Genomic DNA, 26,731 nt, shown 5'->3' with positions numbered 1-26,731 from the left:
GCGGAGTTCTGCGCGGCTCAGGGCCTGGCGGTCTCCGGCCTTATCGGCAGCGCCGCCCGTACCAGGAAGCCGCCCCCGTCGGAGGGTCCCGCCGCCAGCGTGCCGCCGAGCAGCTGGGCACGTTCGCGGAGACCGACCAGGCCGTGGCCGCCGCCGGGCAGCTCCGGTGCGTCGGCGGCGCCGTCCGGCGGCCCGTTGCGCACCTCGACCTGGAGCAGGTCGCCGTCGGCCCGTACCGCCACCGTGACCCGGGCGCCCGGTGCGTGCTTGCGCACATTGGTCAGCGCCTCCTGCACGGTCCGGTACGCGGCCCGCTCCACCGCCTCCGGCCAGGTCCGGCCGCCCCACTCCAGGGCGGAGTGGGCGTCGAGACCGCTGTCGCCGATCAGCCGTGGCAGGTCGGCCAGGGTGGGCTGGGGGGTCAGGTCCTGGGTGGTGCCGCCGGCCGCACGCAGGACGCCCACCATGTGGCGGAGCTCGTCGAGGGTGCGCACCGACAGTTCCCGGATGGTCTGCGCGGAGTCCTTGGCCGCCGGGTCGCCGGTGCTGACCTGGAGGGCGCCGGCCTGGATGCTGATCAGGCTGACCTGGTGGGAGACCACGTCGTGCATCTCGCGGGCCAGCCGGGCCCGCTCGGTGGCCAGCACGCCCTCGGCGAGCAGCAGCTGCTCACGGCGCCGGCCGCGGGTCAGCTCGGCCAGCCGTACCGCGAGCTCGGCACGGGTGCGGACCAGCAGGCCGAGTGCGGCGGGGCCGCCGGCCAGCATCAGGCACTCGATGGCGTACAGCGCGGTCTCCCGGTCCAGGGAGATCGGCCAGTAGTCGCTGATCGGCCAGTGGAAGAACTCCACCAGGGCGAAGAGCGAGGCCGACACCACCGTGACCGTCATCGAACGGCGGCGGGCGGCGATGCTGTAGATCGCGGTCATCGGTGCGATCCAGATGAAGCTCAGAAAGGTGCCGGGCAGGGTGAGCAGCAGCACCAGCACCGGCCGCCGGTTGCGGAGCAGCAGCGCCAGCGCGGCCAGGATCGACGTGGCGGTCTGCAGACTGCGGGAGAGGTCGTCCACCAGTGCGGCGTCCAGCAGGGACAGCAGCACCGGCGTGGCGACCGCCCATCGGCGCATCCAGGAGCGGCGGGTGGCCCGCGTGGTCCAGCCGGTCGTACGTGGGTTCACTCGGGGGTGCTTCCCTGACTGCGGGCCAGCCCGGCGCGGTGGGCGATCACCGCGGCCTGGACCCGGTTGGTGGCCCCCAGTTTGCCCAGGATGGCGCTGATGTGGTCCTTGACGGTGCCGGTGCCGAGGAAGAGCCGGTCGGCGATCTCGGCGTTGGAGAGGCCCTCGCCCAGCAGTGCCAGCACATCCAGTTCACGGGTGGTCATACAGCGGACCTGAGCGGTGGCCTCGGCGTCCGGCCGTCCGCCGCCGACATAGCCGCCGATCACGGTGGCGGTGACGGCCGGGGAGAGGATGTTGCCGCCGCCGGCCAGCACCCGTACCGCGTGCACCAGCTGGTCGGGGGCGGTGTCCTTGAGCAGGAAGCCGGCCGCCCCGGCCCGCAGCGCGGTGCCGATGTACTCGTCGGTGTCGAAGGTGGTGAGCATCGACACGGCCGGCGGTTCGGGCAGCGCACGCAGCCGGCGGAGCACGGTGATGCCGTCCAGGTCCGGCATGCGGATGTCCAACAGCACCACCTCGGGGCGGTGGGTGCGTACCGACTGCTCGGCGGCTCCGCCGGAGCAGGCGTCGACGACCTCGATGTCCGGGGCGGAGCCGACGATCAGGCCGAGGCCGGACCGGACCAGGACCTCGTCGTCCACGATGACGACCCGGATGGGCACGGTGCCTCCTTGGTGAGTGGCGGGGCGGTGATGGCCCCTCATGAGGGTAGGAGGGCGGCGGGCCCGCTGCCCCTCCCGCCTGTGGTGGACATGCCCCCGCCGATCGGCGGGGGCGTGAATCGCCATCGGGAGGCAGCAGGCGAGGGGGATGCGGCGGCCACCATGGAAGGTAGCGCGTGTCGTACCCACCCCTGCGGCCCGGCTGGTCCCCGGGCCTGCCCGTCGTGACCCGGCGGTGCGGGACCCCGGTGGCCCGGGGGTCCGTGGTCGTCCGGCCGGAGAGGGAGCCGCCCCCGGGTACGGGAGCCGCCGGTGCGGCGCTCCGGACCGGCACGCCGTGCGCTTCCTGCGGTGGCAGCCCTGCCCCCACGTCCGCCGGGGCGGTGCCGCGGGGCCTTGCCGTCCGCAGTCGGGGGTCCTCCGCCGGGGGGCGGAGGACCCGTCATCCGTAAGGGTCGTCCCCGGGCTCTCCGCCAGAAGGATGATCCGAAGCTGGGTAGCGAGATCGAGGGAAACGCGCCCGGTGCCGCCTAGCGTGGAACGGACAAGAGAATCGGACCTTCGGAAGGTGTCCGTGAACCTGAGAATCCGCACGGGGGATGTGCAGCGGAGGACCCGGGACCCGTTAGTGCGACGGGCCGCCGCTGCCGAGTGGGGGAGGCTGTGGGCGGTCGTGCGGGGTCGTCTCGCGGTCCGCGGGTTCGCGGCCCTGCCGGTGGCGACCACGGCGACACTGCTGGTGCTCTGCTTCGACCTGCTGCAGCGACTGCCCGGCGGCGCGGCGGTGGTGGACGACGTCGGCGTGGTGCGCGGCAACCAGCCGCTGGCGCTGTCACTGCTCAGGACGCCGCTGTCGCTCTTCGTCCCCGCACTCGACCTGCCGGTCTGGGGTGCGCTCGCCCAGGTGCTGGTGGTCTTCGGGCTCGCCGAGCTGGTGCTGGGCCGGGGGCGGACCCTGCTGGTCGCCTACGCCGGCACGGTGGCCGGCACCCTCTATGCCCGGCTGGCCGTGGATCTCGGCCCGGGGAGCCCCTTCGGTCTGCCGACGGCCGATGCGGCGGTACGGGATGTGGGCCCGTCGGCCGCGGTGGTGGCGCTGGCCATCTGCACGGCCTGGCGGGCCAGGGCGTGGTTCAGCGGGGCGGCAGTGGTGGTGCTGATGGCCGTCGAGGCCGCGGGGCTGCCCAATCTGGCCGGGCGGGAGCATCTGGCGGCGGTGGCTGTGGCGGTGCTGGCCTCCGTGTTCGGCGAGGTCGTGGGCACCGTGCGGTCCCGGGTCGCGGTGCTGGTGCCGGCGCTGCCGGACACCGGCCGCGCCGGTCAGTACGGATAAGGGCGCGCCTCGGCGGACCGGGCGGCGCCCGGACCGGGCAGGTCCAGCGGCGGTCAGACCAGGTCGAGTTCCGCCCAGACCCGCTTGCCGTCGCCGGGCAGCGACTCGCAGCCCCAGCGGTCGGCGGTCGCGGCGACCAGCAGCAGTCCCCGCCCGTGCTCCTCGTCGGCATCGGCCTGGCGGATGTGCGGGCGGCTGCGTCCCGGGTCGTGCACCGAGAGCCGCAGTATCTGGGGGGCGCCCGGGCCGGGCGGTGGCAGCAGCGAGACGGCGAGCGTGACCGAGGAGGCCTGCTGCTCCTGGGCGGTGCCGTGGGTGATGCCGTTGGTCAGCAGTTCGCTGAGGACCAGGGCCGCCGCGGCGGCGGTGTCGTCGTTGGGGTCCGCGTGCCAGGCGGCGAGCAGCCGGCGCAGTGTGCCGCGGGCGAGCGGGACGGACTCCGGGCGTACCGCCAGCGCCATCACCATGTGGCGGGGCGAGGGGATACGGGGTGCGGGCGCGGCGGCGGGTCCGGGAAAGGTCCCGGGCGAGCTGCGGGGCGGCCCGACTCGTGGGTGCCCGGGGGCAGCCAGGGCGGTGGTCGTCCGGGAGTCCACCCTTGGGGGATGCACGGCTCGTTCTCCTCCTGCTCCGGTGCCGCGTGCCGATGCAGGTCCGAGAGGGTGGGCGGGCCGACGGTTGCGACGGGGTGCTGATGGCGCGCATGGCGCGCTGGCACGATCGTGGCGGGTCCGCGGGGGCTATGGGAAGGACTTGCGCAGGGATTTCTGCTGTCCGGGGCAGGCGGGCACCGGAGTGTGCGCACTGGGTGACCCGGGTGTTGCGGCAGGTCACCAGGCAGGTGGTGCGGCGCCGCTGTCGCGCCTGGTGCGGGCGCGCCCCGGCGGCCCGGGCGGCTCAACCCTCGGAGTTGTAGCGCTGCAGATAGCCGGCCAGTCGCTCCAGGTCGTCGTCGGCCCAGTCGGCCAGGCGCGCCTCATAGGTGGCCCTGCGCTGCTCGTGGGCGTCGCGCAGCAGCCGCAGACCCTCCTCGGAAGGCCGCAGGATCTGTCCCCGGTGGTCGTCGGGGTCGGTCTCGCGGACCATCAGGCCGAGGCGCTCCAGGGTGGCGGTCTGACGGCTGACCGTCGACTTGTCCAGCATGAAGTGGCAGGCCAGATCCGTGGCGCGGCAGCCGCCGGTCTCCACCATGTGGTCGAGCATGCTGTAGGTGACCAGTGACAGCTTGGGGTGCACCCGGGCGGCCTTGCTGCGGGCGCGGCGGGCGAAGGCGGTGAGTTCGCGCTGGATGGTGGCGAGGGTCGCCTCACGGGTCGGCATCGCTGCCCCCTCTCTTCAGTTGCATGCTACAACTTCCGCCTGTGATCACCTGCATGACCAGCCGGGAGGCGGCTGCCTGCCGAGAAGAGAATGCTGGATACGGCGCCGGATGGTGAGCCCTCAGGAACGGTGCGGCAGCGGAAGTTCGAACCAGACCACCTTGCCGACCGCCTTGCGGGCCGTCCCCCAGCGCGACGACAGCTGGCTCACCAGGCTCAGCCCCCGGCCGTCCTCGTCCAGATGCCCGGACGGCTCCAGCGACGGCAGGTTGTGGTCGTCGTCGCTCACCTCGACCAGCAGCTTGTCCACCTGGATCAGCTGCAGCTGGATGCTGTCCCGCGCCACCCGCAGCGCATTGGTCACCAGCTCGCTCACCAGCAGCTGTGCGGTGTCGGAGAGCCCGTCCAGCTGCCAGGCCGCCAGCTGGTCGCGGACCAGGGCCCGGGCCCTGGCCACCTCGGCCGAGTCCAGCCGCAGCCGCCAGGTGACCACGTCCTGCGGCGCCACTCCGTCGAAGCGGGCCACCAGCAGCGCCACATCGTCCTTGCGGTCGTCGGAGTGCAGCCGCGCCAGCACCGTGTCGCAGGCCTCCTCGGGGGTGCGCCCGGGGTCGATCAGGTTGCCGCACAGCGCGGCCAGCCCGTCCCCTATGTCGCCGCCGCGCACCTCCACCAGCCCGTCGGTGCACAGCACCAGCATGGAGCCGTCCTCGACCTTGATCTCCTTGGCCACGAACGGCACCCCGCCCACCCCGATGGGCGCGCCCTCCGGCAGTTCCAGCAGCTCGCTGCGCCCGTCCGGATGCACCAGCACCGGTGGCACATGGCCGGCGTTGGCCAGGGTGCAGGTGCGGTTGATGGGGTCGTAGACCGCATAGAGGCAGGTCGCCAGGTGGTCGTCGCCCAGCCGGTGGGCGAGGTTGTCCAGGTGGCGCAGCAGCTGGCCCGGCGGCAGGTCGAGGGCGGCCAGGGTCTGCATCGCCGTACGGAAGCGGCCCATCGCGGCGGCGGAGTGCAGACCGTGGCCCATCACATCGCCGACCACCAGGGCGACCCGGCTGCCGGGCAGCTGCACCGCGTCGAACCAGTCGCCGCCCACCTGCGCCCGTCGGTTGCCCGGCATGTACCGGTGTGCGACCTGCACCCCGGGGATGCGCGGCGGCCGGGTAGGGATCATGCTGCGCTGGAGGGTGGTGGCGACCTTGGACTCGGCCCGGTGCAGCCTGGCGTTGTCCAGCGACAGTGCCGCCCGCGCCGCCAGCTCCCGCAGCGGCGCCGCATCGCTCTCGTCGAAGGCGGCCCGGTCCGGCAGCCTCAGCAGCTTGAGGATGCCCAGCACCGTGCCGCGCGCCGCCAGCGGCAGCACCAGCATGGAGCGGCCGGTGACCAGCGGGACCAGGCCCGGGCCGCCCAGTGCGGCCGCGTACTCCTCGGCCAGCTCGGCACCGATCGTCGGCACCAGCACCGGCTGGTTGGACTGCAGTGCCAGACCGGTCGGCGTGGACCGGGGCATCGCCAGCAGGCTGTCCTCCGCCAGCTCGTGCTCCCAGCCGCCCGCCGTGTCGTTGTGGGCCAGCGCCACCCGGCGCAGGGTGGTGTCGTCGTCCGGCTGCTCCTGCGGCAGCTCGGCATCGGAGAGCAGCCCGTCCAGCAGGTCGACACAGGCGAAGTCGGCGACCCGCGGGACCAGCACCCGGCACAGCTCCCGGGCCGTGGTGTCCAGCTCCAGCGTGGTGCCCACCTGGCCGCCGGCCTCGCTCAGCAGCGCGAACTGCTCCCCGCCCGGTCCGGTGTTCAGCAGCGGCAGCAGATGGGCGGGGCCGCGTGCGGACCCTGCCGGCGACGGCACGTTCTCCCGTGGACCCGGCAGCGGTCCGGGCGGCATCACCATCCGGACCCCGATGCTGGGGCCCACCGCGGTGGTGGCCGCCGGACCGGCCGCCTCGGCGGTGGCGGGCCTGCGGTCCTGGGACAGCGGGCGCATGGCACGGCTGACCCGCTGCTGCGGGGTGGGATAACGGCGGCCCACTCCGGTGGCGATCCGTGCTCCGGCCGCCTCCTGGGGCTCGTACGGCAGCATCGGCAGCGGTGCGGAACCGTCCACCCGCAGGGCCGGGGCGCCCGCGGTGCCGATCTGCTGGAGCAGCCGCTCCCGGCGCTCGCTGCCGGTCCGGGGCAGGACCGCGGCCAGCCGGGTGGCGAGCCCGGGGATGCGGTGCGCACCCGGCGGGCAGACCGCCGCGGTGATCCGCAGCGGGCCGCCCTGCGGTGGCACCGCGGCATAGGGAAGCAGCCTCGACCCCAGGGCGAGACGCGGGCCGCCGCGCAGCGGACGGGCGTCGGCGGCCAGCACCAGCACGCTGCGGCCGGCCGGCTCCACCAGCCGGTAGGCCCACCAGAGCACATCGCGCACCCGGTCCTCGCGGTCGACCACCGGCATCGACCCGGCCCAGCAGTCGGCGGTGGCGAGGCGGTCGTCCAGCAGCTCCAGCGCATCGGTGTCGCGGCTGGGCGCGGTGGCGCCCGGCCGGGTCTCATGGACTGGCAGCAGCCCGTTCGCGGAGCGTCCGAAGACGGTCTCCGAACGGTGGCCGAAAAGCTCCTCCGCGGACCGGCTCCAGTGCGCGATGGAACCGTCCGGGTCGATCACCAGAGAGGCCAGCCGGACGAGCGCAACCACCCCCGTCGGCGCGGTGGCCTCGGGGGATTCGGATGCTCTGTTCGTCGCGTGGGGGACCGGCTCCGGCACGGTTCCCTCCAGCATGGGGCCCTCTTCCAGCATGGGGTCAGTCTGCTCCCGCCTAACCGTCCAGCCCTTCCCGGGGTCCGGGCACGGCATTCGTGAGGGCCGTGCCCGTGCGGGTTCCAGGCAAGCACGAACCGGGCCCCCGTCGCGGAGGAATCCTCAAGATTGCTGTGCCTCAGTGGTGTGTCGCCCCCCGGGCGCTGCCGTTTGCGCCCCGCGGTGCGCCGGATAGCCTGCACGCCGACAGACGCCGGGGTGGGGCAGGGAGCGCTCGTGGAAGCAGAGGTCGGCCGGGACGCGGCCGAGCGGCGGTTCGCAGTGGACGGCTTTGCGCCCGACCTCCCGGACGGCACCGCCAGACGGGCGGGGAAGGCCCTGCGGGAGCGGGTGGCGCGGCGGCGCCATGCGGAGTTCACGCCGGCCCCCGACCGGCCCACCGCGGTCCAGGCCGTCCAGGAGTCCAACGCCGGCCGGCTCGGCCACCTGGTCCCGATCAGAATCGGCCGGATGGCCGCCTCGCCCTTCGCCTTCATGCGCGGCTCGGCCGCGCTCATGGCGGCGGACCTGGCCGGCACCCCGGTCACCGGTGTCACCGCACAGCTCTGCGGTGATGCGCATGCCGCCAACTTCGGCCTCTACGGCGACGCCCGGGGCCATCTGGTGATGGACATCAACGACTTCGACGAGACCGTCCCCGGCCCCTGGGAGTGGGACCTCAAGCGGCTCGCCGCCAGCCTGGTGCTGGCGGGCCGGCAGTGCGGCGCCACCGAGGAGGTCTGCCGGGAGGCCGCCCATGACGCGGTCCGCTCCTACCGGACCACCATGCGGCTGCTCGCCTCGCTCCCCGCCATGGACGCCTGGAACGCCATCGCCGATGAGACCCTCGTCTACCACGCCGACGCCCACCAGCTCACCGGGACCCTGGAGCGGGTCTCCGGCCGGGCGCTGCGCAACACCAGCGCCCGCTTCGCCGCCAGGTCCACCGAGCGGCTGGCGGACGGCCGCCGCCGTTTCACCGCGGCCCCGCCGGTGCTGACCGAGATCGCCGACCGGGAGGCACACGCGGTCGCGGGTTCCCTCGCCGAGTACGCCACCACGGTGGCACCCGACCGGCGCCCGCTGCTCTCCCGCTACCACGTGCAGGATGTGGCCTTCCGGGTGGTCGGCACCGGCAGCGTCGGCACCCGCTCGTACGTGGTGCTGCTCACCGACCACCAGGACCGGCCCCTGGTCCTCCAGGTGAAGGAGGCCCGTCCGTCGGTGCTGCTGCCGCACCTGGTGCGCGCCGGGCTCCCGGCGCCGGGCCCGGTGGCGCACGAGGGGCAGCGGGTGGTGCTGGGGCAGAAGCGGATGCAGCTGGTCAGCGACATCCTGCTGGGCTGGACGACGGTTGCCGGACGGCCGTGTCAGGTGCGGCAGTTCCGCAACCGCAAGGGCAGCGTCGACCCGGCCGCGCTCCCCGCCGACCAGCTGGACGACTACAGCCGGATGACCGGCGCCCTGCTGGCCCGCGCCCATGCCCACACCGCGGACCCGGTCCTGCTGGCGGGGTACTGCGGCGGCGGCGAGGCGCTGGACGAGGCCGTCGCGGAGTTCGCCGTCCGCTACGCCGACCGCACCGAGGCCGACCACCAGGAGCTGCTGGCGGCGATCAGGGCCGGGCGGCTGCCCGCCGAGACCGGGGTGTGAACAGCCGGGGCGCGGGTCGCCGTCCTGTGTAGGGTGAGGAGCCGCCCGGACCGGACGAGTGAGGCAGCGAGGCGAGCAGGTGACCGCGGAGAGCACCGTCCGGGGCAGCGACCCCGGGCAGCAGGCCCTGGAGCTCAAGGTGGCCGCTGTCGAGGCGGCCCTGGTGGACCTGGAGATCGAGGTCGAGACACTCCGGGTGGAGATCGACAACTTCGCCCTCCTCCACCACCAGCGGCTCGGCCCGATGTACGTCCACCTGGACGAGCTGGAGGCGCTGATCGCCGAGGCCGTCGCGGCCCGCAGCGGCTCCCCCGAGGACATCCGCCGGGCCTATGCGGCGCGCAGTGTCGTCACCCCCCTTCCCGACCTGGACCACGGCGGTGCCTGGGCGGGCGCGCAGCCCGGCGCCGACGGCCCGGCCGCCGAGCCCGAGGCCCCGCGCCGGGTCCGCCCCAGCCGGGAGGCCCAGCGGCTCTACCGCGAGCTGGCCCGCCGGGCCCACCCGGACCTCACCACCGACCCCGACGAGCAGCAGCGCCGCAGCGCTTTCATCGCCCGGGTGAACGAGGCCTATGCGCACGGCGACGAGGCGGCGCTGCTGGCGCTCTCCGCGGAGTGGGAGACCGAGCCGGGCGCGCCGCCCGAGACGGAGGCTCCCGACCGCACGGACTGGTTGCAGCAGCGGCTGGCCTGGCTGATCGCCCGGATCGAGCAGCTCGCCGAGGAGCAGGTGCGGCTGGAGTCCAGCCCGATGGGGCGGCTGCTGAAGCTCTCCCCGGAGGACCCGGACCGCCTGCTGGAGGAGATCGCCGAGCAGCTGCTGGCGCGGGTGGCGCAGCAGCAGGCCGAACTGGACCGTCTGCTCTCCTGAGCCCGCTCGGGTGACAATGGCGGGGAACGTCCAGCCGATCCTCCGGGAGAGACCCGCCATGTTCCACAGCCAGGTGCCCACCATGGACGCCGCCTCCGTGCCCGCCGATGCCGCTCTGCTCGACGTCCGCGAGCAGGACGAGTGGGACGCCGGGCATGTCGAGGGAGCGCTGCACATCCCGATCGGCGAGGTCGTCGCCCGGATCGGCGAGCTGCCCGACGACCGGCTGCATGTGATGTGCCGGGTGGGCGGCCGCTCCGCCCAGGTGGTCCAGTACCTGGTGGCCCAGGGGCGGGACGCGGTGAACATCGACGGCGGCATGTACGCCTGGGAGTCCGCCGGCCGTCCGATGGTCAGCAGCGACGGCAGCAGTCCGTTCGTCCTCTGAGGCGGCTCTCCCCGTGGACCGGGCCGGAGTGGCGCCGCCCTCCGGCCGCGGTGCATCATGACCGTTCGGCTCGCGGTGCGGGCGGGGCGGGGACAGAGAGTGCAGGCCATGGCGGACAGTACGGTGGAACTGCGGGTGATCGGCCCGGAGGCGGCGGCCGAGCTGCGGGCCGGCGGCACGGGCGGTCTGCCCTGGGTCGCCGACGGGCCCTTCGAGGGGACCAGGGACGCCGCGGGGATGCTGGCGCGGGCTGCCGAGGCCGGTGTGTACCAGCAGGCCTGGGGCATGTGGGCGATCGTGCGGCTGGAGGACGGCGCCGCGGTCGGCGCAGTGGGCTTCCACGGTCCTCCGGCGGACGGCCGGGTGGAGATCGGCTACGACCTGGCGCCGTCCGCCCGCGGCAACGGCCACGCCACCGACGCGGTGCGTCTGGTCACCGCCCTCGCGCTGGCCGACCGGGCCGCCGTGACGGTGGTCGAGGCGGCGGTCGAGCCGGACAACACCGCGTCCCAGCGGGTACTGGAGCGGGCCGGTTTCCGCTTCACGACCCGGGACGGTGAGGGGCTGCTCCGCTATGAGCGGCAGGCTTGATCACGCCTGATAAAACCGGGCATTCCGGTCTCCTGTCCGCCGGGCACTGTCGCACGCCCCCCTGCATCGGTACCGTGCGGTGACGCATGGCTGGCTCCCGGGTGAGATGGCACCCGGGTGAGGATGTCCGGGAGCATGATGGAGCAGCCCAGCAGCGGGGAGCCCGACGAGTCGGCCGCCGCGCACGACGACGGTGCGGTGTCCGAGGACACCCCGCCGCCCGCCGGGAACGCGGAGCCCCCTGCCACCGCGGCGGGCCGCACCTGGTCCACCCCGGCGCAGGCCGCCCTGTCGCTCGCCGCGGTGCTGGTGATCGCCGGGACCGTCTGGCACCTGGGCGCGGTCTTTCTGCATGTCGCGCCGAGCAACTCGATATCGCAGCGGTACCAGAAGCAGGTCGATGCCTGGGTCTACCCGGAGTTCGAGCAGAACTGGAAGCTGTTCGCCCCCAACCCGCTGCAGCAGAACATCGCGGTCGACGCCAGGGTGACCACCCTCGGCTCGGACGGCTCCCACCACGTCGGCGAGTGGGTGGGACTCACCGCCCAGGACGTCTCGGGGATCCGTCACAACCCGGCCCCCGGGCACGTCGACCAGAACCTCCTCCGCCGCGCCTGGGACGTCTACAACGGCGGCCAGAGCGGAGACCTCTTCCAGCGGTACCTCAAGCGCATCGCCCTGCAGCGGATCGGCCGCCAGTGGCACGGTGAGCAGATCATCCAGGTGCAGCTGCGCGCAGGCACCGCCAATGTCGCCCCGCCGTCCTGGTCCTCAGAGCGGTGGTCCACCGAGCCCACGTATCGGGAGCTCGAGTGGTGGCCGGTGACCGACCAGGACTACGTGGGACTCTGAGATGGACACCGACACCGATACCGACACCGGACACACCGCTGCCGCCTCCCCGGTCAGCCTCCCCGGCCCCCGTGGCGCCGACGAGCCCGGGACCGCTGACGCCCCGGGCGGCGATTCCGCCGAGCCGCGGCCCCGGCCGCTGGACAGGTTCAACGACCGGTGCTCCGCGGCCTTCGAGACCTTCCTGAGCCGTGCCCTGGGCCCGCACCAGGCCGCGGTGGTGCGCATAGGCTTCGGCTTCACCTTCGCCGTGTTCCTGCTGCGCGAGTGGGGCGAGCGCCGGGTGCTCTACGGCGACCGCGCCGCCTGGTCGCTGGACATGGCGCGGCAGTTCCTGGCCGGCAACCATGCCTTCACCGTGCTGATCTGGTCCACCGGCCGCTGGTGGTTCGAGATCGTCTACCACGTCGCGCTGCTGGCCGCGGTGGCTGTGATGCTGGGCTGGCGCACCCGTGCCATGACCGTGGTCTTCATGGTGGGCGTGCTCTCCATCCAGAACCGCGACATCTTCGTCGGCGACGGTGGTGACAACGTCCTCCACCTGATGGCGATCTACCTGGTCTTCATCCGCTGCAGCCAGGTGTGGTCGCTGGACGCCCGGCGCGCCGCCCGCGGCAAGGGGGACGGCTGGACCGGGGTGGCGCTCTGGTCGGTGCTGGGCGTCCTGCTGCTCTGGGTGCAGCTCTCGGGCTTCTCCCGGGACACCCTCGACATGACCACGGACACCTGGTTCCACCTGGGCTGGGGCACCGTCTTCTGGGCGCTCTGGGCCTTCAACGGCCTCTGGTACGTGGTCAACCGCCGGATGCCGGGGCACGAACTGCGCGCCCTGCTGGACGCGGGCGCCAACATGCTGCACAACAGCGGCATGCTGGTGGTCGCGGTGCAGGTCTGCTTCATCTACTCCACGGCCGGCTGGTACAAGATCCAGGGCTCCCGGTGGCAGGACGGCACCGCCCTCTACTACCCGCTCCACCTGGACTACTTCACCCCCTGGCCCTGGCTGGCGGGGCTGCTCGCCGGCCATATGATCGCGGTCTTCCTGATCTCGTACGGCACGGTCGCCGTGCAGGTGGCATTCCCCTTCACCCTGGTCAACCGCAAGGTGAAGAACGTACTGCTGGGCGCGATGATGCTGGAGCACGCGGGGATCGCGGTCACCCTGGGGCTGCCGATCTTCTCCATGGCCATGATCACGGCCGATGCGGTCTTCCTCCCGACCACCTTCCTGGTCTGGGGTGCGGCACGGCTGTCCGGCCTGGCGCACCTCAGGGCCGCGGTCGAGGACCGGACCGCCCCGGAGGAGCAGGCGGCGACCCCGTAGCGGCCCCGACTACCCTCGTGGCGTGAACAGCAGCACCTCCACCACCCCGCCCGGCGGCCGCCCGGACACCAGCAGGCCGGACACCACCGCGCCGGGCCCCGTCGGGCCCGGCGGCGGCGAGGGGCACGACGGCGAGGCGCACGACGGCGAGCAGTACGACGAGGCCTTCGGGCGGGAGGTCGGGGTCGGTCCGCACCCGCTGCCCTGGCCGCAGGGGGACCACTACGACCCGGAGCTGCTGGCCCACGGCGACCGCCGCAATGTGGTGGACCGCTACCGCTACTGGACCCAGGAGGCGGTGGTCGCCGATCTGGACACCCGGCGCCACCCCTTCCATGTCGCGGTGGAGAACTGGGGCCATGACTTCAACATCGGCTCGGTGGTGCGTACCGCCAATGCCTTCCTCGCCGAGCAGATCCACATCGTCGGCCGCCGCCGCTGGAACCGCCGCGGCGCCATGGTCACCGACCGCTACCAGCATGTCCGGCACCACGGTGATGTGAGTTCGCTGGCGGAGTTCGCCGCCGCCCGAGACCTGCCGATCATCGGTATCGACAACCTCCCCGGCGCCGTGCCGCTGGAGACCACCGAGCTGCCGCGCCGCTGCATCCTCCTCTTCGGCCAGGAGGGCCCGGGACTCACCGAGGAGGCCTGGAAGCACGCCTCCCTGGTGTGCTCCATCGCCCAGTTCGGCTCGACCCGCTCCATCAACGCGGGCGCCGCCGCGGCCGTCGCCATGCACTCCTGGATCCGCACCCATGCGGAGATCCCCGGGGAGTAGCGGCGAACAGCCGAGCCCCGCCCGGCGGTGGCCGGTGCGGGGCGGTGGCCGGAGGCGGTCCGGCAGTGGGGTGCCGGACGGCTTCTCAGCGGCCGGAGGTACCGCCGGCGGGGGCGGTCACCCACTGCTGCCACTGGTTGCTGATGACGACCGTCTTCAGCTGGTCGATGCTGAGCGGCGGCTGTGCTCCGGTGGTCGGCAGGTGCTTGGCGTCGGCGGTGTTGGAGGTCATCGCCACGATCCTGTTGCCGTCCTTGCGGAGCAGGTCGGCGATTCGGTTCACCATGGCACCGGACCGCTCCTCGTAGGTCATCAGCAGGGAGCCGTCGGGGAGGTTGACGACGCTGCACGAGACGGGGGTGCCGTCGAAGCCCCGCTTGGCGCACGAGTAGTAGGTGCTCAGATCCACCTTCTTCGCTGCCGCGGAGTCCTTGGCGGATCCGCCGTTGCGGGCCTTCTTCACCATCTCGTCGGTGACCTGGTTCTCGGGGACGTGGAGCTTCTTCGCCAGGGCCCTGCGGAACTCCTCATCCGTCATCGGATGGGCGGGCCCGGCGGGCTTGGCCGAGCCGAACCTGGCCTGGAAGTTGACGCCGACCAGGCCTCGGCCGCTTGCGGTCTCCACCCGCAGTCCGGCGGTGGTCGAGATCGCGGTGCTGCCCGGATCGCTGTCCTGCGAGTACGTGACGGAGGAACGGGCACCGGCGGGCAGCAGCCCCTTGAGAATCCGTACGGTGTCCTTCCCGGTCAGCGCGGTGGTGCCCTTGGGCGCAGCGGTCTGGGCGGCGGACAGGGCGAGTGCGGGGATCTGCACGGTCGATGCCGCGACGGGGTGCGCCGGACCGGAGCCGGCACTCCACACCGCGCCGAGCGACGCGGCGGTCAGCACCGAGCAGGCCGCGCCCATGGCCGCCAGCTGGCGGCGGAGGCGGGTGCGGCGGCCGAGGCGGACGGCGCCGCCGACCAGGTCCCGCGAGGTGGCCGGGATGTCCCGCAGGGCCCGGTCCATGGTGTCGGTCAGTCGGGGGCCGTAGTTCTCTTCCATGGGACTGCTTCTCCGTTTCGGGGTGAGGCGGCTGGGTCGTGCTGCGTCAGTGGGCGGCGTACAGCGCGTGCTGGTCGCTGCCGAGGAGTTCGCGGAGCCTGGCCAGGGCCCGCATGCTGCGGGTGCGCACCGTGCCGGGGGTGACCCTGAGGTCGGCCGCGGTCTGTCCACGCTGCGGTCCAGCCAGTAGCGCATGACGACCACGGCCCGGTCCCGTGCGGAGAGCTGGGCCAGCGCATCCAGCAGCGCGAGGCGCAGCGTCGGGTCCTGGGAGCCCGCCGTGGTGTCCGGGATGCTGGCCACGGGCCGCTCCCCGCTCCGGCGCAGCCGGGCATGGGAGATGTAGGTCCGGGTCAGTACGGTGCGGGCGTAAGCCTCGGGGCTGTCCGCCCGCCGTACCCTGCCCCAGGAGGCGTAGACCTTGCCGAGCGCGGTCTGCACCAGGTCCTCGGACAGATGCCAGTCACCGCAGAGCAGCAGTGCGGTCCGCAGCAGGCTGGGAGTGTTGGTGTGGGCGAACTCCTGGAACTCTTCGAGCCTTCGTGATGACGCCACCGCTTCCGTCCCTCTCGTCGGATCTCATCTCATCCGATATGACGCTTTGAAGCCGATGCCTTGTCACAGTCCGCGTGGGACCGCCGTGCATGCCGCAGGCCCCGACCGCCGGGTGACGGCGGGTCGGGGCCTGCGGTGCACGGTTCAGCGGGTGCGGCCGGAGCGGACGACCGGTGGATTGGCCGGGGAGAACTCCGGCTCGGACCAGCGCAGCGGGCCGGCGGTGGGGAGTTCGGCCACCGAGTCGACGGTGTAGTCGACGGCGGGCGCCTGTGGGGCGGTCCAGTCGACCCGGGCGGTACCGGACAGCAGCAGCGAGGTGCCGGTCTCCCAGTCGGGGAAGAGCAGGCCGGCCTGCGGGCGGTCCTCCAGATTGCCCAGGGTCATGAACATGTTGTTGCCGGCGTACTCGGGCCAGCGCAGCCGGTCCGGCGCGACCACCTCGACAAAGCCGGGGTTGCCGCCGCGGTGGGAGGCGTCGGTGTCGCCGGGTCCGTCGGCGGAGGCGATGAAGAAGGTGTCGGCGGTGGCGATCCGCAGCTGCTGTGCGACGCCGAGGGAGGTGCCCCACCGGGCCGGAGCGGGATCCGCGGCCGTGGCGGGGCGGTCCAGCACCTCGCGGCGCTGGATGTACTTGGGGCAGTTGGAATAGACCTGGTCGGCGTCGATCAGCAGGCCGCCGCGGTGCGGCCGGGAGCGGCCGTTGAGGCGCATACGGCGGCGGCCGGCGGGTTCGAGGGCGATGGTGCCGACCTTGGCCGGTCCGGCGAGCACCTCCTCCAGGGGATCGCCCGGGACAGGCCGGGCGGCGACCGTGAGGGTCCGCTGGTCCGGGGCGTCCAGGAATCCCGGACGCCCCGTCAGCATGGTGGCCCAGAGCCGTCCCCGGCCGTCGGCCGCGCCGACCACCAGCATCCGCCGGTCGGCCAGGAAGCGTGCGGCGACGGGAGGGATCACCGCTCTGACGGAACGGCCGACATGACCGGCCTGATCGAGCACCCCGGCCCGTCGCTGGACGGTGATCTCACCGGGGTGGAAGGGCGTCTCGGGGGTCTCCACGGTCGGTGCCCCCTCTAGAAGAAACCGCAGGTGGGAGCGGCAGGCACCGGGGCCTCGGCGCCGGTCTCGGCAACGCCGGCGAGGGTGTGGACCTCCAGTCGGATGCCGTCCGGATCGGTGAAGAAGATCCCGCCCGAGGCACTGCCCTCGCTGTGCGGGACCACCCCTTCGTACTGGAAGGCGGCACCCAGCTCCTGCAGCTTCCGCTCGGCGGCCCGGACCTCCTCCAGGGTGTCGACCTGGAAGGAGAGGTGGTGCAGACCGGGGGAGCCGGTGGTGAAGGAGCCCTCGCTCTGCTCCCAGAGGGTCAGCACCAGCGTCCCCTCCTGGCTGAGGAAGGCGAAGCGGCGGTCGGCTCCACTGCCCTCGCGGGCCACCTCGAAGGAGAACAGGCTCCGGTAGAAGGCGATGGAGCGGTCCAGGTCGGTGACATTGAGGCCGATGTGGCTGGTCTGCAGGGACGACGTCATGGCTGCTCTCCACTTCTAACTTATACAAGCGACCGTAACGGTTAGGCGGAGCACTGGTCAACCATTACTCACGATCTGAACAGTTAGAACTAAACTCTGGGTATGAGCAGCCGTACGCCCGACCCCCGCGATCCGCGTCCGCTGATCGGCGAGCCGCTCTCCCTCGACCTGCTGAACACCCGGTGGAGGGGCACCGCCGAGCCCAACGACCTGCTCAAGGACCGTGCGGGCTACGAGATCTGGCTCTCCTCGGCAGGACTGGCCGACCGGTGCACCGCCGACGGCGTGTCCCTGGCCGCCACCCGGATCGCCCGCGAGGCGCTGGCCGCGGCGGCCGCCGAACCGGCCGCTCCCCCGCCCGCCGCGACCGAGGAGCTCAATGAGGTGCTGCGGCACGGGCGACTGCGCAGGGAGCTGACCCCCCAGGGGCCCGCGGACACCCTGGAGGTGGACAGCCCCGCATGGCTGGCGGCATGGCTCGCCGTCGACGACTTCCTGACGCTGCTGCGCCGCAGTCCGGACCGCATCCGCAGCTGCGCCGACCCGGACTGCATCCTCTTCTTCTTCGACGACTCGCAGAACGGCCGCCGCCGCTGGCACTCCATGGCCAGCTGCGGCAACCGGGCCAAGGCCGCGCGGCACTATGCGCGCAGCAAGGCCTGAACGGCCGCGGACCGCCGGGTCAGTACGTGTCGGGCTCGCCCAGCCAGGCGCCCAGGGCCGCCTCGACCTCGTCCGGGGAGGGCCCGTCGGCGGCCCAGGCGGTGTATCCGTCGGGGCGGACCAGCACCGTGGTGGTGAGTCCACCGGCCGGTGCGGCGGCGACCACCCGGCCACCCCAGGGGGCCGCGGTCTGCGGTGCTCCGCCGACCAGGACGAACGCCCCGCCGCGCAACGCCTGGTAGAGCCGTTCGGGCCCGCCCGTATGCCCGTCGAGGCGCAGGTCGGGCACCCGGCGGCCGGTGAGCGGATGGGCACCGCGGGGGGCCGGGTAGCCGATGCCGATCCCGGAGACCAGCCGCGCCGCACCCTGGGTGAGCGGGCCCAGCATGGTGACCCGGCTGAGCACGGACCGCAGGACGCGGGTGGCCGGGGTGCGGGCCAGGGCGACCCGGATCAGCGCTCCGGAGCCGCGCAGCACGGTGGCGCCCACCGGGTGGCGCTCGGCATGGTAGGTGTCCAGCAGGCCGGCGGGGGCGTGCCCGTGGATCTCGGCGGCGAGCTTCCACCCGAGGTTGGCCGCGTCCTGGAGTCCGGTGTTCATGCCCAGGCCGCCGGCCGGGGAGTGGCAGTGCGCTGCATCGCCGGCCAGTAGCACCCGGCCGACCCGGTACTGCGGGACCTGCCGCTCGTCGCTGTGGAAGCGGGACGTCCAGCGGGGGTCGTGCATGCCGTAGTCGTCGCCGAGGGTGCGCCGCAGTACGTCGCGCAGCTCCTCGGGGTCGACCGGGGCGTCGTCGGGGAGCTGTCGGCGGCGGTCCCAGGCGATGACGCGGTACCAGCCGTCGCCGAACGGCGCCACAAAGCCGAACCCCTCACCGGTGGCGCCGACGCCCAGCACCTCGTCGGGGGCGCGCTCCAGACGGACATCGGCGAGCATCACCGAGCTGACCACCGACCTGCCCGGGAAGGGCAGGCCCAGCAGCCGCCGTACGGTGCTGCGCACCCCGTCGGCGCCGACCGCATAGCGGGCCCGGTGGGTGGCGGTCGCTCCGTCGCCGTCGCGGACGTCCAGCTCGACGCCGTCCTCGTCCTGGCGCAGCGCGACCACCTCGGCGCCGCGCAGAATGCGGGCTCCGGCGGCCTCGGCGCGCCGCTGCAGCACTTCCTCGGTGCGGTACTGCGGGGTGATCAGCACAAAGGGGAAGCGGCTGCGCAGACGGGAGAGGTCGAGATGGAGCCGGCCGAAGAGGCGGAGCGAGGAGAGCGCGGTGCCGGTGGCGATCAGTTCCTCGGCGACCCCCCGGGCGTCCAGCTCCTCAAGGGTCCTGGCGTGCACCCCGAAGGCGCGGGTCAGGTTGGACTCCTGGCCGCGGCGCTCCAGGAGGGTGACCGTGACCCCGGCCGCGGCGAGGTCGCCGGCGAGCAGCAGGCCGGTGGGGCCTGCGCCGACGACCAGGACGTCACTGGTGCTGTTGGTGCTGGTGCGGTTCGACATGGCTGCCCCCTGGGGCTCGCGGGGTCCGGGCTGGGCCCTCGCGGTCAACACCTGTTGACTTCCACGCTAGGACCGTCGCCGGTGGTATGTCAACGGTTGTTGGCCTACAGTTGTTGACGTGAATTCCGCCCCCCGCCCGCGCCGCTCCGACGCCACCCGCGCCGCCATCCTGAACGCCGCCCGTGAGCGCTTCGCCGCCGACGGCTACGACCGCACCACCATTCGCGCCGTGGCCGCCGACGCCCGGATCGACCCGGCGATGGTGATGCGCTACTTCGGCTCCAAGCAGCGGCTCTTCGCCGCCGCGGCCGACTTCGACCTGCGGATTCCCGCCATCGCCGACCTCCCGCCGGACCAGGTCGGCAGCGGGCTGGTGGCCCACTTCCTGGACCGCTGGGAGGACAGCGACTCCCTCCAGGTGATGCTGCGCTCGGCCGCCACCAACGAGGCCGCCGCCGAGCACGCCCGGCGGATCTTCGCCGAGCAGGTCGCCCCCGCCGTCGCCGCCCTGGAGCCGGACCCCGCGGAGGCTGCGGCGCTGGCCGCACTGGTCGCCGCCCAGCTGATCGGCCTGGCCATGTGCCGCTACGTCCTGCGGCTGCCGCCGGTGGTGGCCATGGGGCGGGAGGAGCTGGTGGCGCGGTACGGGCCACTGGTGGAGGCCGTACTGACAGTGCGTCAGACAGAGCCGCGCTGAGTTCTCAGCCGTCTCTCAGACAGCCATCATCCAGGCCCCATCCGCCGATGTGAGCCTCGCATCCATGAGCCACACAGCGACCTGGGGCACGGTGGGACCGGCCTCTCCGGAGCCCTTCCTCGACGGCGGCACAGCCGTGACCGCCAAACTGGTCGAGGTGGTCGTCCCGGTCTACAACGAGCAGCATGTGCTGGAGGGCAGCGTCCGCCGGCTGCACTCCTATCTGGCGGAGACCTTCCCCTACCGTTTCCGGATCACCGTCGCCGACAACGCCTCGACCGACGCCACCTGGCAGGTCGCCACCGCCCTCGCCGCGGAACTCCGCGAGGTGCACGCGGTGCACCTGGACCTCAAGGGCCGCGGCCGGGCGCTGCGGCAGGTCTGGGGGGAGAGCGACGCCGATGTCGTCGCCTACATGGACGTCGACCTCTCCACCGGACTGGAGGCCTTTCTGCCGCTGGTCGCACCGCTGCTCTCCGGCCACAGCGACCTGGCCATCGGGAGCCGGCTGCACCGGGGCTCCGCGGTGGTGCGCGGGCCCAAGCGCGAGTTCATCTCCCGCACCTACAACGTGCTGCTGCGGGCGACCATGGCGGCCAAGTTCTCCGACGCCCAGTGCGGCTTCAAGGCGGCCCGCACCGGGATCGTCAAGGCGCTGCTGGCCGAGGTCGAGGACAACGCCTGGTTCTTCGACACGGAACTGCTGCTGCTCGCCGAACGCTCGGGGCTGCGCATCCACGAGGTCCCGGTGGACTGGGTGGACGACCCGGACAGCCGGGTGGACATCGTCCGCACGGTGATCGACGACCTCAGGGGCATGGGCCGGGTCGCCCGCCGTTCGCTCTCCGGTGCCGCCCGGCTGCCGGTGCCGCCCCGGGTGCAGCAGGCGAAGCTGCCCCCGGGACTGCCGTGGCAGCTGGCGAGCTTCGCGGCGGTGGGGACGCTCTCCACGCTCGCCTATGTGCTGCTCTACCTGGGGCTGCGGCAACTGGTCCCGGCGCTGGTGGCCAATGCCCTGGCGCTGGGTGCGACCGCGGTTGCCAACACCGCCGCCAACCGGCGTTTCACCTTCGGGGTGACCGGCGCCAGGGATGCGCTCAGGCACCAGGTGGAGGGCGGTATCGCCTTCCTGATCGGCCTGGCGCTGAGCAGCGGCGCCATCGCCGCCGTGCAGCTGGCCGTCCCCGATGCCTCGCACACCGCGGAACTGGGCGCGCTGGTGGCGGCCAATGCGCTCGCCACGCTGGTCCGCTTCGTACTGATGCGGGTCTGGGTCTTCCACCCGCGCCGCGCCGCCCGCCACCGCGACTGAGCGCCCCGGACGGAGAAGCGCCCCGGACGGAGAAGCCTCCCGGACGGAGAAGCCCCCCGTACCGGCCGCCGGCTCCACCGAGCCCGGCCGTGCGGGGCGGGGAGCCCCGGTGCAGGGTGGCGCACCGGGGCTCCGGGCCGGCCTGCAGCCGGCCTGCCTGCTCAGCTGTGGCGGCGGATCTGTACGGTGCGGAAGCGGTTGGCGACGAACGCGGCGTCGCAGTACGCCGAGTTGGCCGCCGGGTTGGCACCGGTGCCGTGCAGGTCGGAGAAGGCGGCGGTCTGGTTGGCGTAGACCCCGCCCGTGAGGTTGAGGGACAGCGAGACACCCGCGTCCAGACAGGCGTCGACGACGGCCTGCTCCACCTCGGGCGAGGTGGTCCAGGCGGCGGCCGTCATGGCGCCCTTCTCCTTGACCGTGCGGCGCAGCAGCTCCACCGCGTCGGCAGCGGAGTCCACCGCGACCGCGAAGGAGACCGGGCCGAAGCACTCACTGAGGAACGCCGCCTCGTCGTCCGGCTTGGCGGCGTCGGCCTTCACCAGCGCGGGGGTCCGCACCAGGGCGTCGGGGAACTCCGGGACGGCCACCGTGCGCGGGGTGAGGGCGAGTTCGCCGTACGAGCCGTCCACGGCCTGGCCGATCCGCTCGGCGACACCGGGGTTGACCACCGCTCCGAGGATGGCCGCCGCGCGGGTGTCGTCGCCCAGCAGGCCGCCGATCGCCGCAGCCAGATCGGCGACCACCTCGTCGTAGGACTTCTCGCCCTGGTCGGTGCTGATGCCGCCGCGCGGGATCAGCAGGTTCTGCGGGGTGGTGCACATCTGCCCGCTGTAGAGCGAGAGCGAGAAGGCGATGTTGCCGAGCATTCCGGCGTAGTCGTCGGTGGAGTCGACGACGGCGGTGTTGACGCCGGCCTTCTCGGTGTAGACCTGCGCCTGGACCGCATTGGCCTCCAGCCACTCGCCGAAGGCGCTGGAGCCGGTGTAGTCGATGATCCGCACCTCGGGGCGGAGCGCCAGCACCTTGGCGAGGCCCTCCCCGGGCCGCTCGGCGGCCAGGGTGACCAGGTCGGCGCCGAAGCCGGCCTCGGTCAGCACCTGCCGGGCGATCCGCACGGTCAGCGCCAGCGGCAGCACGGCGCGGGGGTGCGGCTTGACGACGACGGGGTTGCCGGTGGCCAGCGAGGCGAAGAGACCGGGGTAGCCGTTCCAGGTGGGGAAGGTGTTGCAGCCCACCAGCAGGGCCACCCCGCGCGGTACGACGGTGAAGGTCTTCTCCATCACCAGCGGGTCGCGCCTGCCCTGCGGCTTGGTCCAGCCGGCCTGCCGGGGCAGCCGGGTCTGCTCGGCGTAGGCGTACGCCACCGCTTCCAGGCCGCGGTCCTGGGCGTGCGGGCCGCCCGCCTGGAAGGCCATGCCGTAGGCCTGGCCGGTGGTGTGCATCACGGCCTGGGCGAACTCGTGCGAGCGGGCATTGATCCTGGCCAGGATCTCCAGGCAGACCACGGCCCTGGTGAGCGGTCCGGCAGCGGTCCACGAGGGCATCGCGGCCACGGCGGCGCCGATCAGCACCTCCGGGTCGGCGTGCGGATAGCTGATGCCCAGCTCCGTCCCGTACGGGGAGACCTCGCCGCCGGTTTCGCCGTCGGTGCCGGGCTGGTCCAGCCCGAAGGGCTTGCCCAGCAGGGCGTCGAAGGCCTCCTTGCCCTCGGCGGCCGCGCTCTCCCCGTAGGCCTTGGGGATCTCCGGGTACGGCGACCAGTAGTCCCTGGCGGTGATCGCGGCGAGTGCGGTGTCGAGCGTCTCCCGGTGCCGTTCGACCAGCTCGGCGACGGCCGGGGTGGTGGGTGCTGGGCCGCGGTCCGCTGCTGCCATGGTGTGCGCTCCTCGTGCTGGGAGGGTGGGATGGAGCTCTCGGCATCTCAGCGTAACCGAATGATCGGTCGGTCCACAGGGGGGCGGGCGGTGCACCCGGGGAAACCTGCCGTCCGGGGGGTCGGCCCTCGGCCGACCGGTGGATACTCGTCCCCATGGTCGACAACATGCCGCCCGCGTCCGCCCGCGGCGCCGAGCCGACAGCCGCCGTGCGCCGGGACAGCTACACCGTGGAGACGCTGCTCGCGGTCACCGTCGAGGTCTTCAACACCAGGGGCTACGACGGCACGTCGATGGAGGACCTCTCACGGGCCGCCGGCATCTCCAAGTCCTCGATCTACCACCATGTCCGCGGTAAGGAGGAGCTGCTGAGGCTGGCCGTGGGGCGGGCGCTGGACGGGCTCTTCGCCATCCTCGACGAGCCCGCCGCGATGTCGGGCCGTCCGGTGGAGCGGCTGGAGCATGTGGTGCGCCGCACCGCGGAGGTGCTGCTGGCCGAGCTGCCCTATGTCACCCTGCTGCTGCGGGTACGGGGCAACCCGCCACCGAGCAGTGGGCGCTGGGACGGCGGCGCGACTTCGACCACCGGGTGGCGGAGCTGGTGGGGGCGGCCGCGGCCGACGGGGACCTGCGCGCCGATGTGGAGCCCCGGCTGGCCACCCGGCTGCTCTTCGGCATGATCAACTCCATCGCGGAGTGGTACCACCCCGGCGCCGGCGGGGCCTTGGCCGCCGATGCCGTCGCCGTCGAGCGGATCGTGGACGCGGTGGTCCGTCTCGCCTTCGGAGGCCTGCGGGCCACCCCCTGAGACCTCCTTCTCACTCGGGCAGCGCCGACGGCTGGTCGGTCTCGTCGAAGACCAGCAGGGTCTGGGTGCCCAGCACGGCGGGCAGGCTCTGGATGCGTCCCAGCACCAGCTCCCGCAGCGCCCGGTTGTCGACCGTGTGCACCAGCAGCAGCACATCGAACTCCCCGCTCACCAGGGCGATGTGCTCCACTCCCGGGAGCGCCAGCAACTGCTCCCGCACGGTGCGCCAGGAGTTCTGCACGATCTTCAAGGTGACATAGGCGGAGGCGCCGTGCCCGGCCCGCTCATGGTCGACCCGGGCGGTGAAGCCGCGGATCACCCCGTCCTCCATCATCCGTGCGATCCGGGCGTAGGCATTGGCCCTGGACACATGGACCCGCTCGGCGACCGAGCGGATCGATGCCCGGCCGTCCTGTTGCAGCAGCCGCAGGATGGCCCGGTCTATCCGGTCCAGGGACCGGCCCCCGGCCCCGGTGCCGCCCGGGCCGCCGCCGTTCGCCCCGGCGGTGCCGTGTGCACCCGTCGGGCCCGCCCCGTGACCGGCCCGAATCGTCTGTGAGTCCGGCTGCATCTCCGCGCGGGAGCCGCCGCCCCCTGCCATCTGTTCAGCGGGCATATCCCACTGCCCTCCCGATGTGGACGTCCTGCCTCCAGTCGACCGCCGACTCGGCAGTTTGTCCACCACTTGTGCAGCTCTGTGGCCAAAGTGAGAGCACGACCGAACAATCGGTAGGGAGAGAAGCGTGACCCGCGCCACTCATGGCCACCGCAGTCCCTCCGGCACCACCGATGCCGGATCGTGCGAGCTTCCCCACCCACACGGAGGTGTTCCGGATGACCGTCCTGGACCAGCCGCCGGGCGCCACCGGCCCCCGCCCGGCACCGGAGCACCAGGTGCCGCCCCCGTGGCAGCCCGACGCCAGGGCGCCGCGCACCGACCCCGCCCCGCTGCTCCCCGACGCCGCCCCCGTGCGGATTCTGGGCACCGCCGCCGCGGCCGCGCTGGACCCCGCCCTGCTCCGGGACCTCTACCGCCGCCTGGTCGCCGGACGCCGCTACAACCAGCAGGCGACCACCCTCACCAAGCAGGGCCGTCTCGCCGTCTACCCGGCCTCCACCGGCCAGGAGGCCTGCCAGGTCGCCGCAGCCGCCGTGCTGCGGCAGGACGACTGGCTCTTCCCCAGCTACCGCGACACCCTCGCCGTGGTCTCCCGCGGAGTCGACCCGCTGGAGGCGCTCACCCTGCTGCGCGGCGACGCCCACAGCGGCTGGGACCCGACGGCCTGGCGCACCGCACCGCTCTCCACCCCGCTGGCCACCCAGGCTCCGCACGCCGTCGGACTGGCCCACGCCGCCCGGCTGCGCGGCACCGACACGGTAGCCCTCGCGCTGGTCGGCGACGGCGGCACCAGCGAGGGCGACTTCCACGAGGCGCTCAACTTCGCCGCGGTCCTGGGCGCACCCGTGGTCTTCCTGGTGCAGAACAACGGCTATGCCATCTCGGTACCGCTCGCCAAGCAGTCCGCCGCACCGACCCTCGCCCACAAGGCGGTCGGCTACGGCATGGTGGGACGCCTGGTCGACGGCAATGACGCCGCCGCCGTCCACACCGTGCTCAGCGAGGCCGTCGAGCACGCCCGCTCCGGCCGGGGCCCGGTCCTGGTGGAGGCCGTCACCTACCGCCTGGACGCCCACACCAACGCCGACGACGCGGGCCGCTACCGCACCGAGGACGAGGTCGCCGCCTGGCGCGAGCACGACCCGGTCCAGCTGATGGAGCGCCACCTCCGTGACGCCGGACTGCTGGACGACGCCGCCGTGCGCGCAGCCGCCGACGCGGCCGAGCAGCTCGCGGCGCGGATGCGCGAGGAGTTCCACACCGACCCCGCGCTGGACCCGATGAGCCTCTTCGCCCATGTCTACGCGGAACCCACCCCGCAACTGCGCGAGCAGGCAGACCTGCTGGCCGCGGAGCTCCGAGCCGAGGCGGCCGCCCGATGACCACCGCGACCAGCACCCCCGCCGCGGCCACCACCGCCACCATGGCGCAGGCCTTCAACACCGCGCTGCGCCATGCACTGCGCGACGACCCGGCCGTGCACATCCTCGGTGAGGACGTCGGCACCCTGGGCGGAGTCTTCCGGATCACCGACGGTCTGGCCGCCGAGTTCGGCGACGACCGCTGCACCGACACCCCGCTGGCCGAGGCGGGGATCCTCGGCACCGCCGTCGGCATGGCCATGTACGGGCTGCGTCCGGTGGTGGAGATGCAGTTCGACGCCTTTGCGTATCCGGCCTTCGAGCAGCTGGTCTCACATGTCGCCAAGATGCGCAACCGCACCGCCGGCCGGCTGCCGCTGCCGATCACCATCCGGGTCCCCTACGGCGGCGGCATCGGCGGGGTGGAGCACCACAGCGACTCCTCCGAGGCCTACTACGCCCACACCCCTGGGCTGCAGGTGGTCACCCCGGCCACCGTCGAGGACGCCTACGGCCTGATGCGGGCCGCCATAGCGTCCGACGACCCGGTGGTGGTGCTGGAGCCCAAGCGGCTCTACTGGTCCAAGTCCGCTTGGAGCCCCGAGAGCCCCGCAGCGGTCGCCCCGCTCGGCCGTGCGCAGCTGCGCCGGCCCGGGACCTCCGCTGTGCTGATCACCTATGGGCCCTCCCTGCCGGTCTGCCTGGAGGCCGCGGAGGCGGCCGCCGAGGAGGGCTGGGACGTGGGTGTGCTGGATCTGCGCACCCTGGTCCCGTTCGACGACCGCACGGTCTGCGAGGTGGTCCGGAGCGTCGGGCGTGCGGTGGTGGTGCACGAGGCGTCCGGCTTCGCCGGGGTCGGCGCGGAGATCGCAGCCCGGGTCACCGAGCGCTGCTTCCACCATCTGGAGGCCCCGGTGCTGCGGGTCACCGGATTCGACATCCCCTATCCGCCGCCGATGCTGGAGCGCCACCATCTGCCAGGGGTGGAGCGGATCCTGGACGCGGTGGCCCGTCTGCAGTGGGAGGACTGAGCCCG

Annotated in this window: 24 protein-coding genes and 2 pseudogenes; 14 read left to right on the top strand and 12 right to left on the bottom strand. The window is 73.1% G+C overall.

Annotated features, from left to right (window positions below; translation table 11 throughout):
- Positions 1–17: 17 nt before the first annotated feature.
- On the bottom strand, positions 18–1,178 hold the full coding sequence (locus AB0761_RS19335) for a sensor histidine kinase (RefSeq protein ID WP_377270325.1): 1,161 nt from the start codon (positions 1,176–1,178) through the stop codon (positions 18–20).
- Positions 1,175–1,843 carry a response regulator gene (locus AB0761_RS19330; protein WP_377270324.1) on the bottom strand — a complete coding sequence of 223 codons (669 nt, stop codon included), beginning with the start codon at positions 1,841–1,843 and terminating at the stop codon, positions 1,175–1,177. The genes AB0761_RS19335 and AB0761_RS19330 overlap by 4 nt, the downstream gene beginning before the upstream one ends.
- Positions 1,844–2,516: 673 nt before the next feature.
- Between AB0761_RS19330 and AB0761_RS19325 the strand changes: the two genes are divergently transcribed.
- On the top strand, positions 2,517–3,176 hold the full coding sequence (locus tag AB0761_RS19325; protein WP_377270323.1) for a hypothetical protein: 660 nt from the start codon (positions 2,517–2,519) through the stop codon (positions 3,174–3,176).
- Between the two features lie 53 nt (positions 3,177–3,229).
- Here the strand turns inward: AB0761_RS19325 and AB0761_RS19320 are convergent, their stop codons facing one another.
- The 3 genes from AB0761_RS19320 to AB0761_RS19310 all read right to left on the bottom strand — a co-directional run bounded on the left by AB0761_RS19320 (position 3,230) and on the right by AB0761_RS19310 (position 7,277).
- Positions 3,230–3,787: an ATP-binding protein gene (locus AB0761_RS19320; RefSeq protein ID WP_377270322.1), complete on the bottom strand. Its 558-nt coding sequence runs from the start codon at positions 3,785–3,787 to the stop codon at positions 3,230–3,232.
- Between the two features lie 286 nt (positions 3,788–4,073).
- Positions 4,074–4,496 carry a MarR family winged helix-turn-helix transcriptional regulator gene (locus AB0761_RS19315; protein ID WP_377270321.1) on the bottom strand — a complete coding sequence of 141 codons (423 nt, stop codon included), beginning with the start codon at positions 4,494–4,496 and terminating at the stop codon, positions 4,074–4,076.
- Positions 4,497–4,616: 120 nt separating this feature from the next.
- Positions 4,617–7,277 (bottom strand): SpoIIE family protein phosphatase, encoded by a 2,661-nt coding sequence (locus tag AB0761_RS19310; RefSeq protein WP_377270320.1) that lies wholly within the window; start codon positions 7,275–7,277, stop codon positions 4,617–4,619.
- Between the two features lie 219 nt (positions 7,278–7,496).
- Between AB0761_RS19310 and AB0761_RS19305 the strand changes: the two genes are divergently transcribed.
- The 7 genes from AB0761_RS19305 (at position 7,497) to AB0761_RS19275 (ending at position 13,737) form a co-directional block, all read left to right on the top strand.
- Positions 7,497–8,930: a DUF2252 domain-containing protein gene (locus tag AB0761_RS19305; RefSeq protein ID WP_377270319.1), complete on the top strand. Its 1,434-nt coding sequence runs from the start codon at positions 7,497–7,499 to the stop codon at positions 8,928–8,930.
- 79 nt (positions 8,931–9,009) lie between these two features.
- Positions 9,010–9,801, top strand: a complete 792-nt coding sequence (locus AB0761_RS19300; protein WP_377270318.1) for a hypothetical protein — start codon at positions 9,010–9,012, stop codon at positions 9,799–9,801.
- A gap of 58 nt (positions 9,802–9,859) precedes the next feature.
- The gene (locus tag AB0761_RS19295; protein WP_377270316.1) at positions 9,860–10,189 is read left to right on the top strand and encodes a rhodanese-like domain-containing protein; all 330 of its coding nucleotides are present in this window, start codon (positions 9,860–9,862) and stop codon (positions 10,187–10,189) included.
- 108 nt (positions 10,190–10,297) lie between these two features.
- Complete coding sequence (locus tag AB0761_RS19290; protein WP_377270315.1) at positions 10,298–10,780, top strand: GNAT family N-acetyltransferase; 483 nt, start codon at positions 10,298–10,300, stop codon at positions 10,778–10,780.
- A 135-nt stretch (positions 10,781–10,915) separates the two neighbouring features.
- On the top strand, positions 10,916–11,632 hold the full coding sequence (locus AB0761_RS19285; protein ID WP_377270314.1) for a DUF5819 family protein: 717 nt from the start codon (positions 10,916–10,918) through the stop codon (positions 11,630–11,632).
- A 1-nt stretch (position 11,633) separates the two neighbouring features.
- Positions 11,634–12,956, top strand: a complete 1,323-nt coding sequence (locus AB0761_RS19280; RefSeq protein ID WP_377270313.1) for an HTTM domain-containing protein — start codon at positions 11,634–11,636, stop codon at positions 12,954–12,956.
- A 22-nt stretch (positions 12,957–12,978) separates the two neighbouring features.
- Complete coding sequence (locus tag AB0761_RS19275; RefSeq protein ID WP_377270312.1) at positions 12,979–13,737, top strand: TrmH family RNA methyltransferase; 759 nt, start codon at positions 12,979–12,981, stop codon at positions 13,735–13,737.
- Positions 13,738–13,822: 85 nt separating this feature from the next.
- On the opposite strand, the gene AB0761_RS19270 is transcribed toward AB0761_RS19275, so the two are convergent.
- From AB0761_RS19270 to AB0761_RS19255, 4 genes and pseudogenes are all read right to left on the bottom strand, one after another.
- Positions 13,823–14,782 carry a hypothetical protein gene (locus AB0761_RS19270; RefSeq protein WP_377270311.1) on the bottom strand — a complete coding sequence of 320 codons (960 nt, stop codon included), beginning with the start codon at positions 14,780–14,782 and terminating at the stop codon, positions 13,823–13,825.
- 46 nt (positions 14,783–14,828) lie between these two features.
- A pseudogene (locus AB0761_RS19265) lies at positions 14,829–15,337 on the bottom strand (SigE family RNA polymerase sigma factor).
- Positions 15,338–15,481: 144 nt separating this feature from the next.
- Complete coding sequence (locus tag AB0761_RS19260) at positions 15,482–16,396, bottom strand: pyridoxamine 5'-phosphate oxidase family protein (RefSeq protein ID WP_377270310.1); 915 nt, start codon at positions 16,394–16,396, stop codon at positions 15,482–15,484.
- 14 nt (positions 16,397–16,410) lie between these two features.
- Positions 16,411–16,866: a VOC family protein gene (locus tag AB0761_RS19255; RefSeq protein ID WP_377270309.1), complete on the bottom strand. Its 456-nt coding sequence runs from the start codon at positions 16,864–16,866 to the stop codon at positions 16,411–16,413.
- A 102-nt stretch (positions 16,867–16,968) separates the two neighbouring features.
- Here AB0761_RS19255 and AB0761_RS19250 point away from each other — a divergent pair, with 102 nt between their 5' ends.
- Positions 16,969–17,529 (top strand): CGNR zinc finger domain-containing protein, encoded by a 561-nt coding sequence (locus tag AB0761_RS19250; RefSeq protein ID WP_377270308.1) that lies wholly within the window; start codon positions 16,969–16,971, stop codon positions 17,527–17,529.
- A gap of 19 nt (positions 17,530–17,548) precedes the next feature.
- Here the strand turns inward: AB0761_RS19250 and AB0761_RS19245 are convergent, their stop codons facing one another.
- Positions 17,549–19,024, bottom strand: coding sequence for an FAD-dependent monooxygenase (locus tag AB0761_RS19245; RefSeq protein WP_377270307.1), 1,476 nt, complete (start codon positions 19,022–19,024; stop codon positions 17,549–17,551).
- Positions 19,025–19,142: 118 nt separating this feature from the next.
- On the opposite strand from AB0761_RS19245, the gene AB0761_RS19240 reads away from it, so the two are divergent.
- On the top strand, positions 19,143–19,721 hold the full coding sequence (locus AB0761_RS19240) for a TetR family transcriptional regulator (RefSeq protein WP_377270306.1): 579 nt from the start codon (positions 19,143–19,145) through the stop codon (positions 19,719–19,721).
- A 64-nt stretch (positions 19,722–19,785) separates the two neighbouring features.
- Positions 19,786–21,033, top strand: coding sequence for a glycosyltransferase (locus AB0761_RS19235; RefSeq protein ID WP_377270305.1), 1,248 nt, complete (start codon positions 19,786–19,788; stop codon positions 21,031–21,033).
- Positions 21,034–21,194: 161 nt separating this feature from the next.
- Here AB0761_RS19235 and paaN read toward each other — a convergent pair whose 3' ends face one another.
- Entirely contained in the window at positions 21,195–22,907 is a 1,713-nt protein-coding gene (gene paaN, locus AB0761_RS19230; protein ID WP_377270304.1) for a phenylacetic acid degradation protein PaaN, read from the bottom strand.
- A 167-nt stretch (positions 22,908–23,074) separates the two neighbouring features.
- Between paaN and AB0761_RS19225 the strand changes: the two are divergent.
- Positions 23,075–23,715 (top strand): annotated as a pseudogene (locus AB0761_RS19225) (TetR/AcrR family transcriptional regulator).
- Between the two features lie 10 nt (positions 23,716–23,725).
- Here the strand turns inward: AB0761_RS19225 and AB0761_RS19220 are convergent.
- Positions 23,726–24,331 (bottom strand): Lrp/AsnC family transcriptional regulator, encoded by a 606-nt coding sequence (locus AB0761_RS19220; RefSeq protein WP_377270303.1) that lies wholly within the window; start codon positions 24,329–24,331, stop codon positions 23,726–23,728.
- Positions 24,332–24,549: 218 nt separating this feature from the next.
- Between AB0761_RS19220 and pdhA the strand changes: the two genes are divergently transcribed.
- Both pdhA and AB0761_RS19210 read left to right on the top strand, forming a co-directional pair.
- Positions 24,550–25,716, top strand: a complete 1,167-nt coding sequence (gene pdhA / locus AB0761_RS19215; protein ID WP_377270302.1) for a pyruvate dehydrogenase (acetyl-transferring) E1 component subunit alpha — start codon at positions 24,550–24,552, stop codon at positions 25,714–25,716.
- Positions 25,713–26,726, top strand: coding sequence for an alpha-ketoacid dehydrogenase subunit beta (locus tag AB0761_RS19210; RefSeq protein ID WP_377270301.1), 1,014 nt, complete (start codon positions 25,713–25,715; stop codon positions 26,724–26,726). Before pdhA ends, AB0761_RS19210 begins: the two co-directional genes overlap by 4 nt.
- The last annotated feature ends 5 nt before the right edge of the window (positions 26,727–26,731 follow it).

The sequence above is a fragment of the Peterkaempfera podocarpi genome (genome assembly GCF_042466665.1).
Classification (GTDB): domain Bacteria; phylum Actinomycetota; class Actinomycetes; order Streptomycetales; family Streptomycetaceae; genus Peterkaempfera; species Peterkaempfera podocarpi.
This window is presented reverse-complemented; position numbering and strand designations above follow the sequence as displayed.

Coding starts and splice junctions, on each gene's coding strand:
- AB0761_RS19220 (WP_377270303.1), bottom strand. CDS start 24,331: ATGCCCGCTGAACAGATGGCAGGGGGCGGCGGCTCCCGCGCGGAGATG.
- AB0761_RS19210 (WP_377270301.1), top strand. CDS start 25,713: ATGACCACCGCGACCAGCACCCCCGCCGCGGCCACCACCGCCACCATG.
- AB0761_RS19255 (WP_377270309.1), bottom strand. CDS start 16,866: ATGACGTCGTCCCTGCAGACCAGCCACATCGGCCTCAATGTCACCGAC.
- AB0761_RS19290 (WP_377270315.1), top strand. CDS start 10,298: ATGGCGGACAGTACGGTGGAACTGCGGGTGATCGGCCCGGAGGCGGCG.
- AB0761_RS19250 (WP_377270308.1), top strand. CDS start 16,969: ATGAGCAGCCGTACGCCCGACCCCCGCGATCCGCGTCCGCTGATCGGC.
- AB0761_RS19285 (WP_377270314.1), top strand. CDS start 10,916: ATGATGGAGCAGCCCAGCAGCGGGGAGCCCGACGAGTCGGCCGCCGCG.
- AB0761_RS19245 (WP_377270307.1), bottom strand. CDS start 19,024: ATGTCGAACCGCACCAGCACCAACAGCACCAGTGACGTCCTGGTCGTC.
- pdhA (WP_377270302.1), top strand. CDS start 24,550: ATGACCGTCCTGGACCAGCCGCCGGGCGCCACCGGCCCCCGCCCGGCA.
- AB0761_RS19280 (WP_377270313.1), top strand. CDS start 11,634: ATGGACACCGACACCGATACCGACACCGGACACACCGCTGCCGCCTCC.
- AB0761_RS19315 (WP_377270321.1), bottom strand. CDS start 4,496: ATGCCGACCCGTGAGGCGACCCTCGCCACCATCCAGCGCGAACTCACC.
- AB0761_RS19235 (WP_377270305.1), top strand. CDS start 19,786: ATGAGCCACACAGCGACCTGGGGCACGGTGGGACCGGCCTCTCCGGAG.
- AB0761_RS19270 (WP_377270311.1), bottom strand. CDS start 14,782: ATGGAAGAGAACTACGGCCCCCGACTGACCGACACCATGGACCGGGCC.
- paaN (WP_377270304.1), bottom strand. CDS start 22,907: ATGGCAGCAGCGGACCGCGGCCCAGCACCCACCACCCCGGCCGTCGCC.
- AB0761_RS19310 (WP_377270320.1), bottom strand. CDS start 7,277: ATGCTGGAAGAGGGCCCCATGCTGGAGGGAACCGTGCCGGAGCCGGTC.
- AB0761_RS19295 (WP_377270316.1), top strand. CDS start 9,860: ATGTTCCACAGCCAGGTGCCCACCATGGACGCCGCCTCCGTGCCCGCC.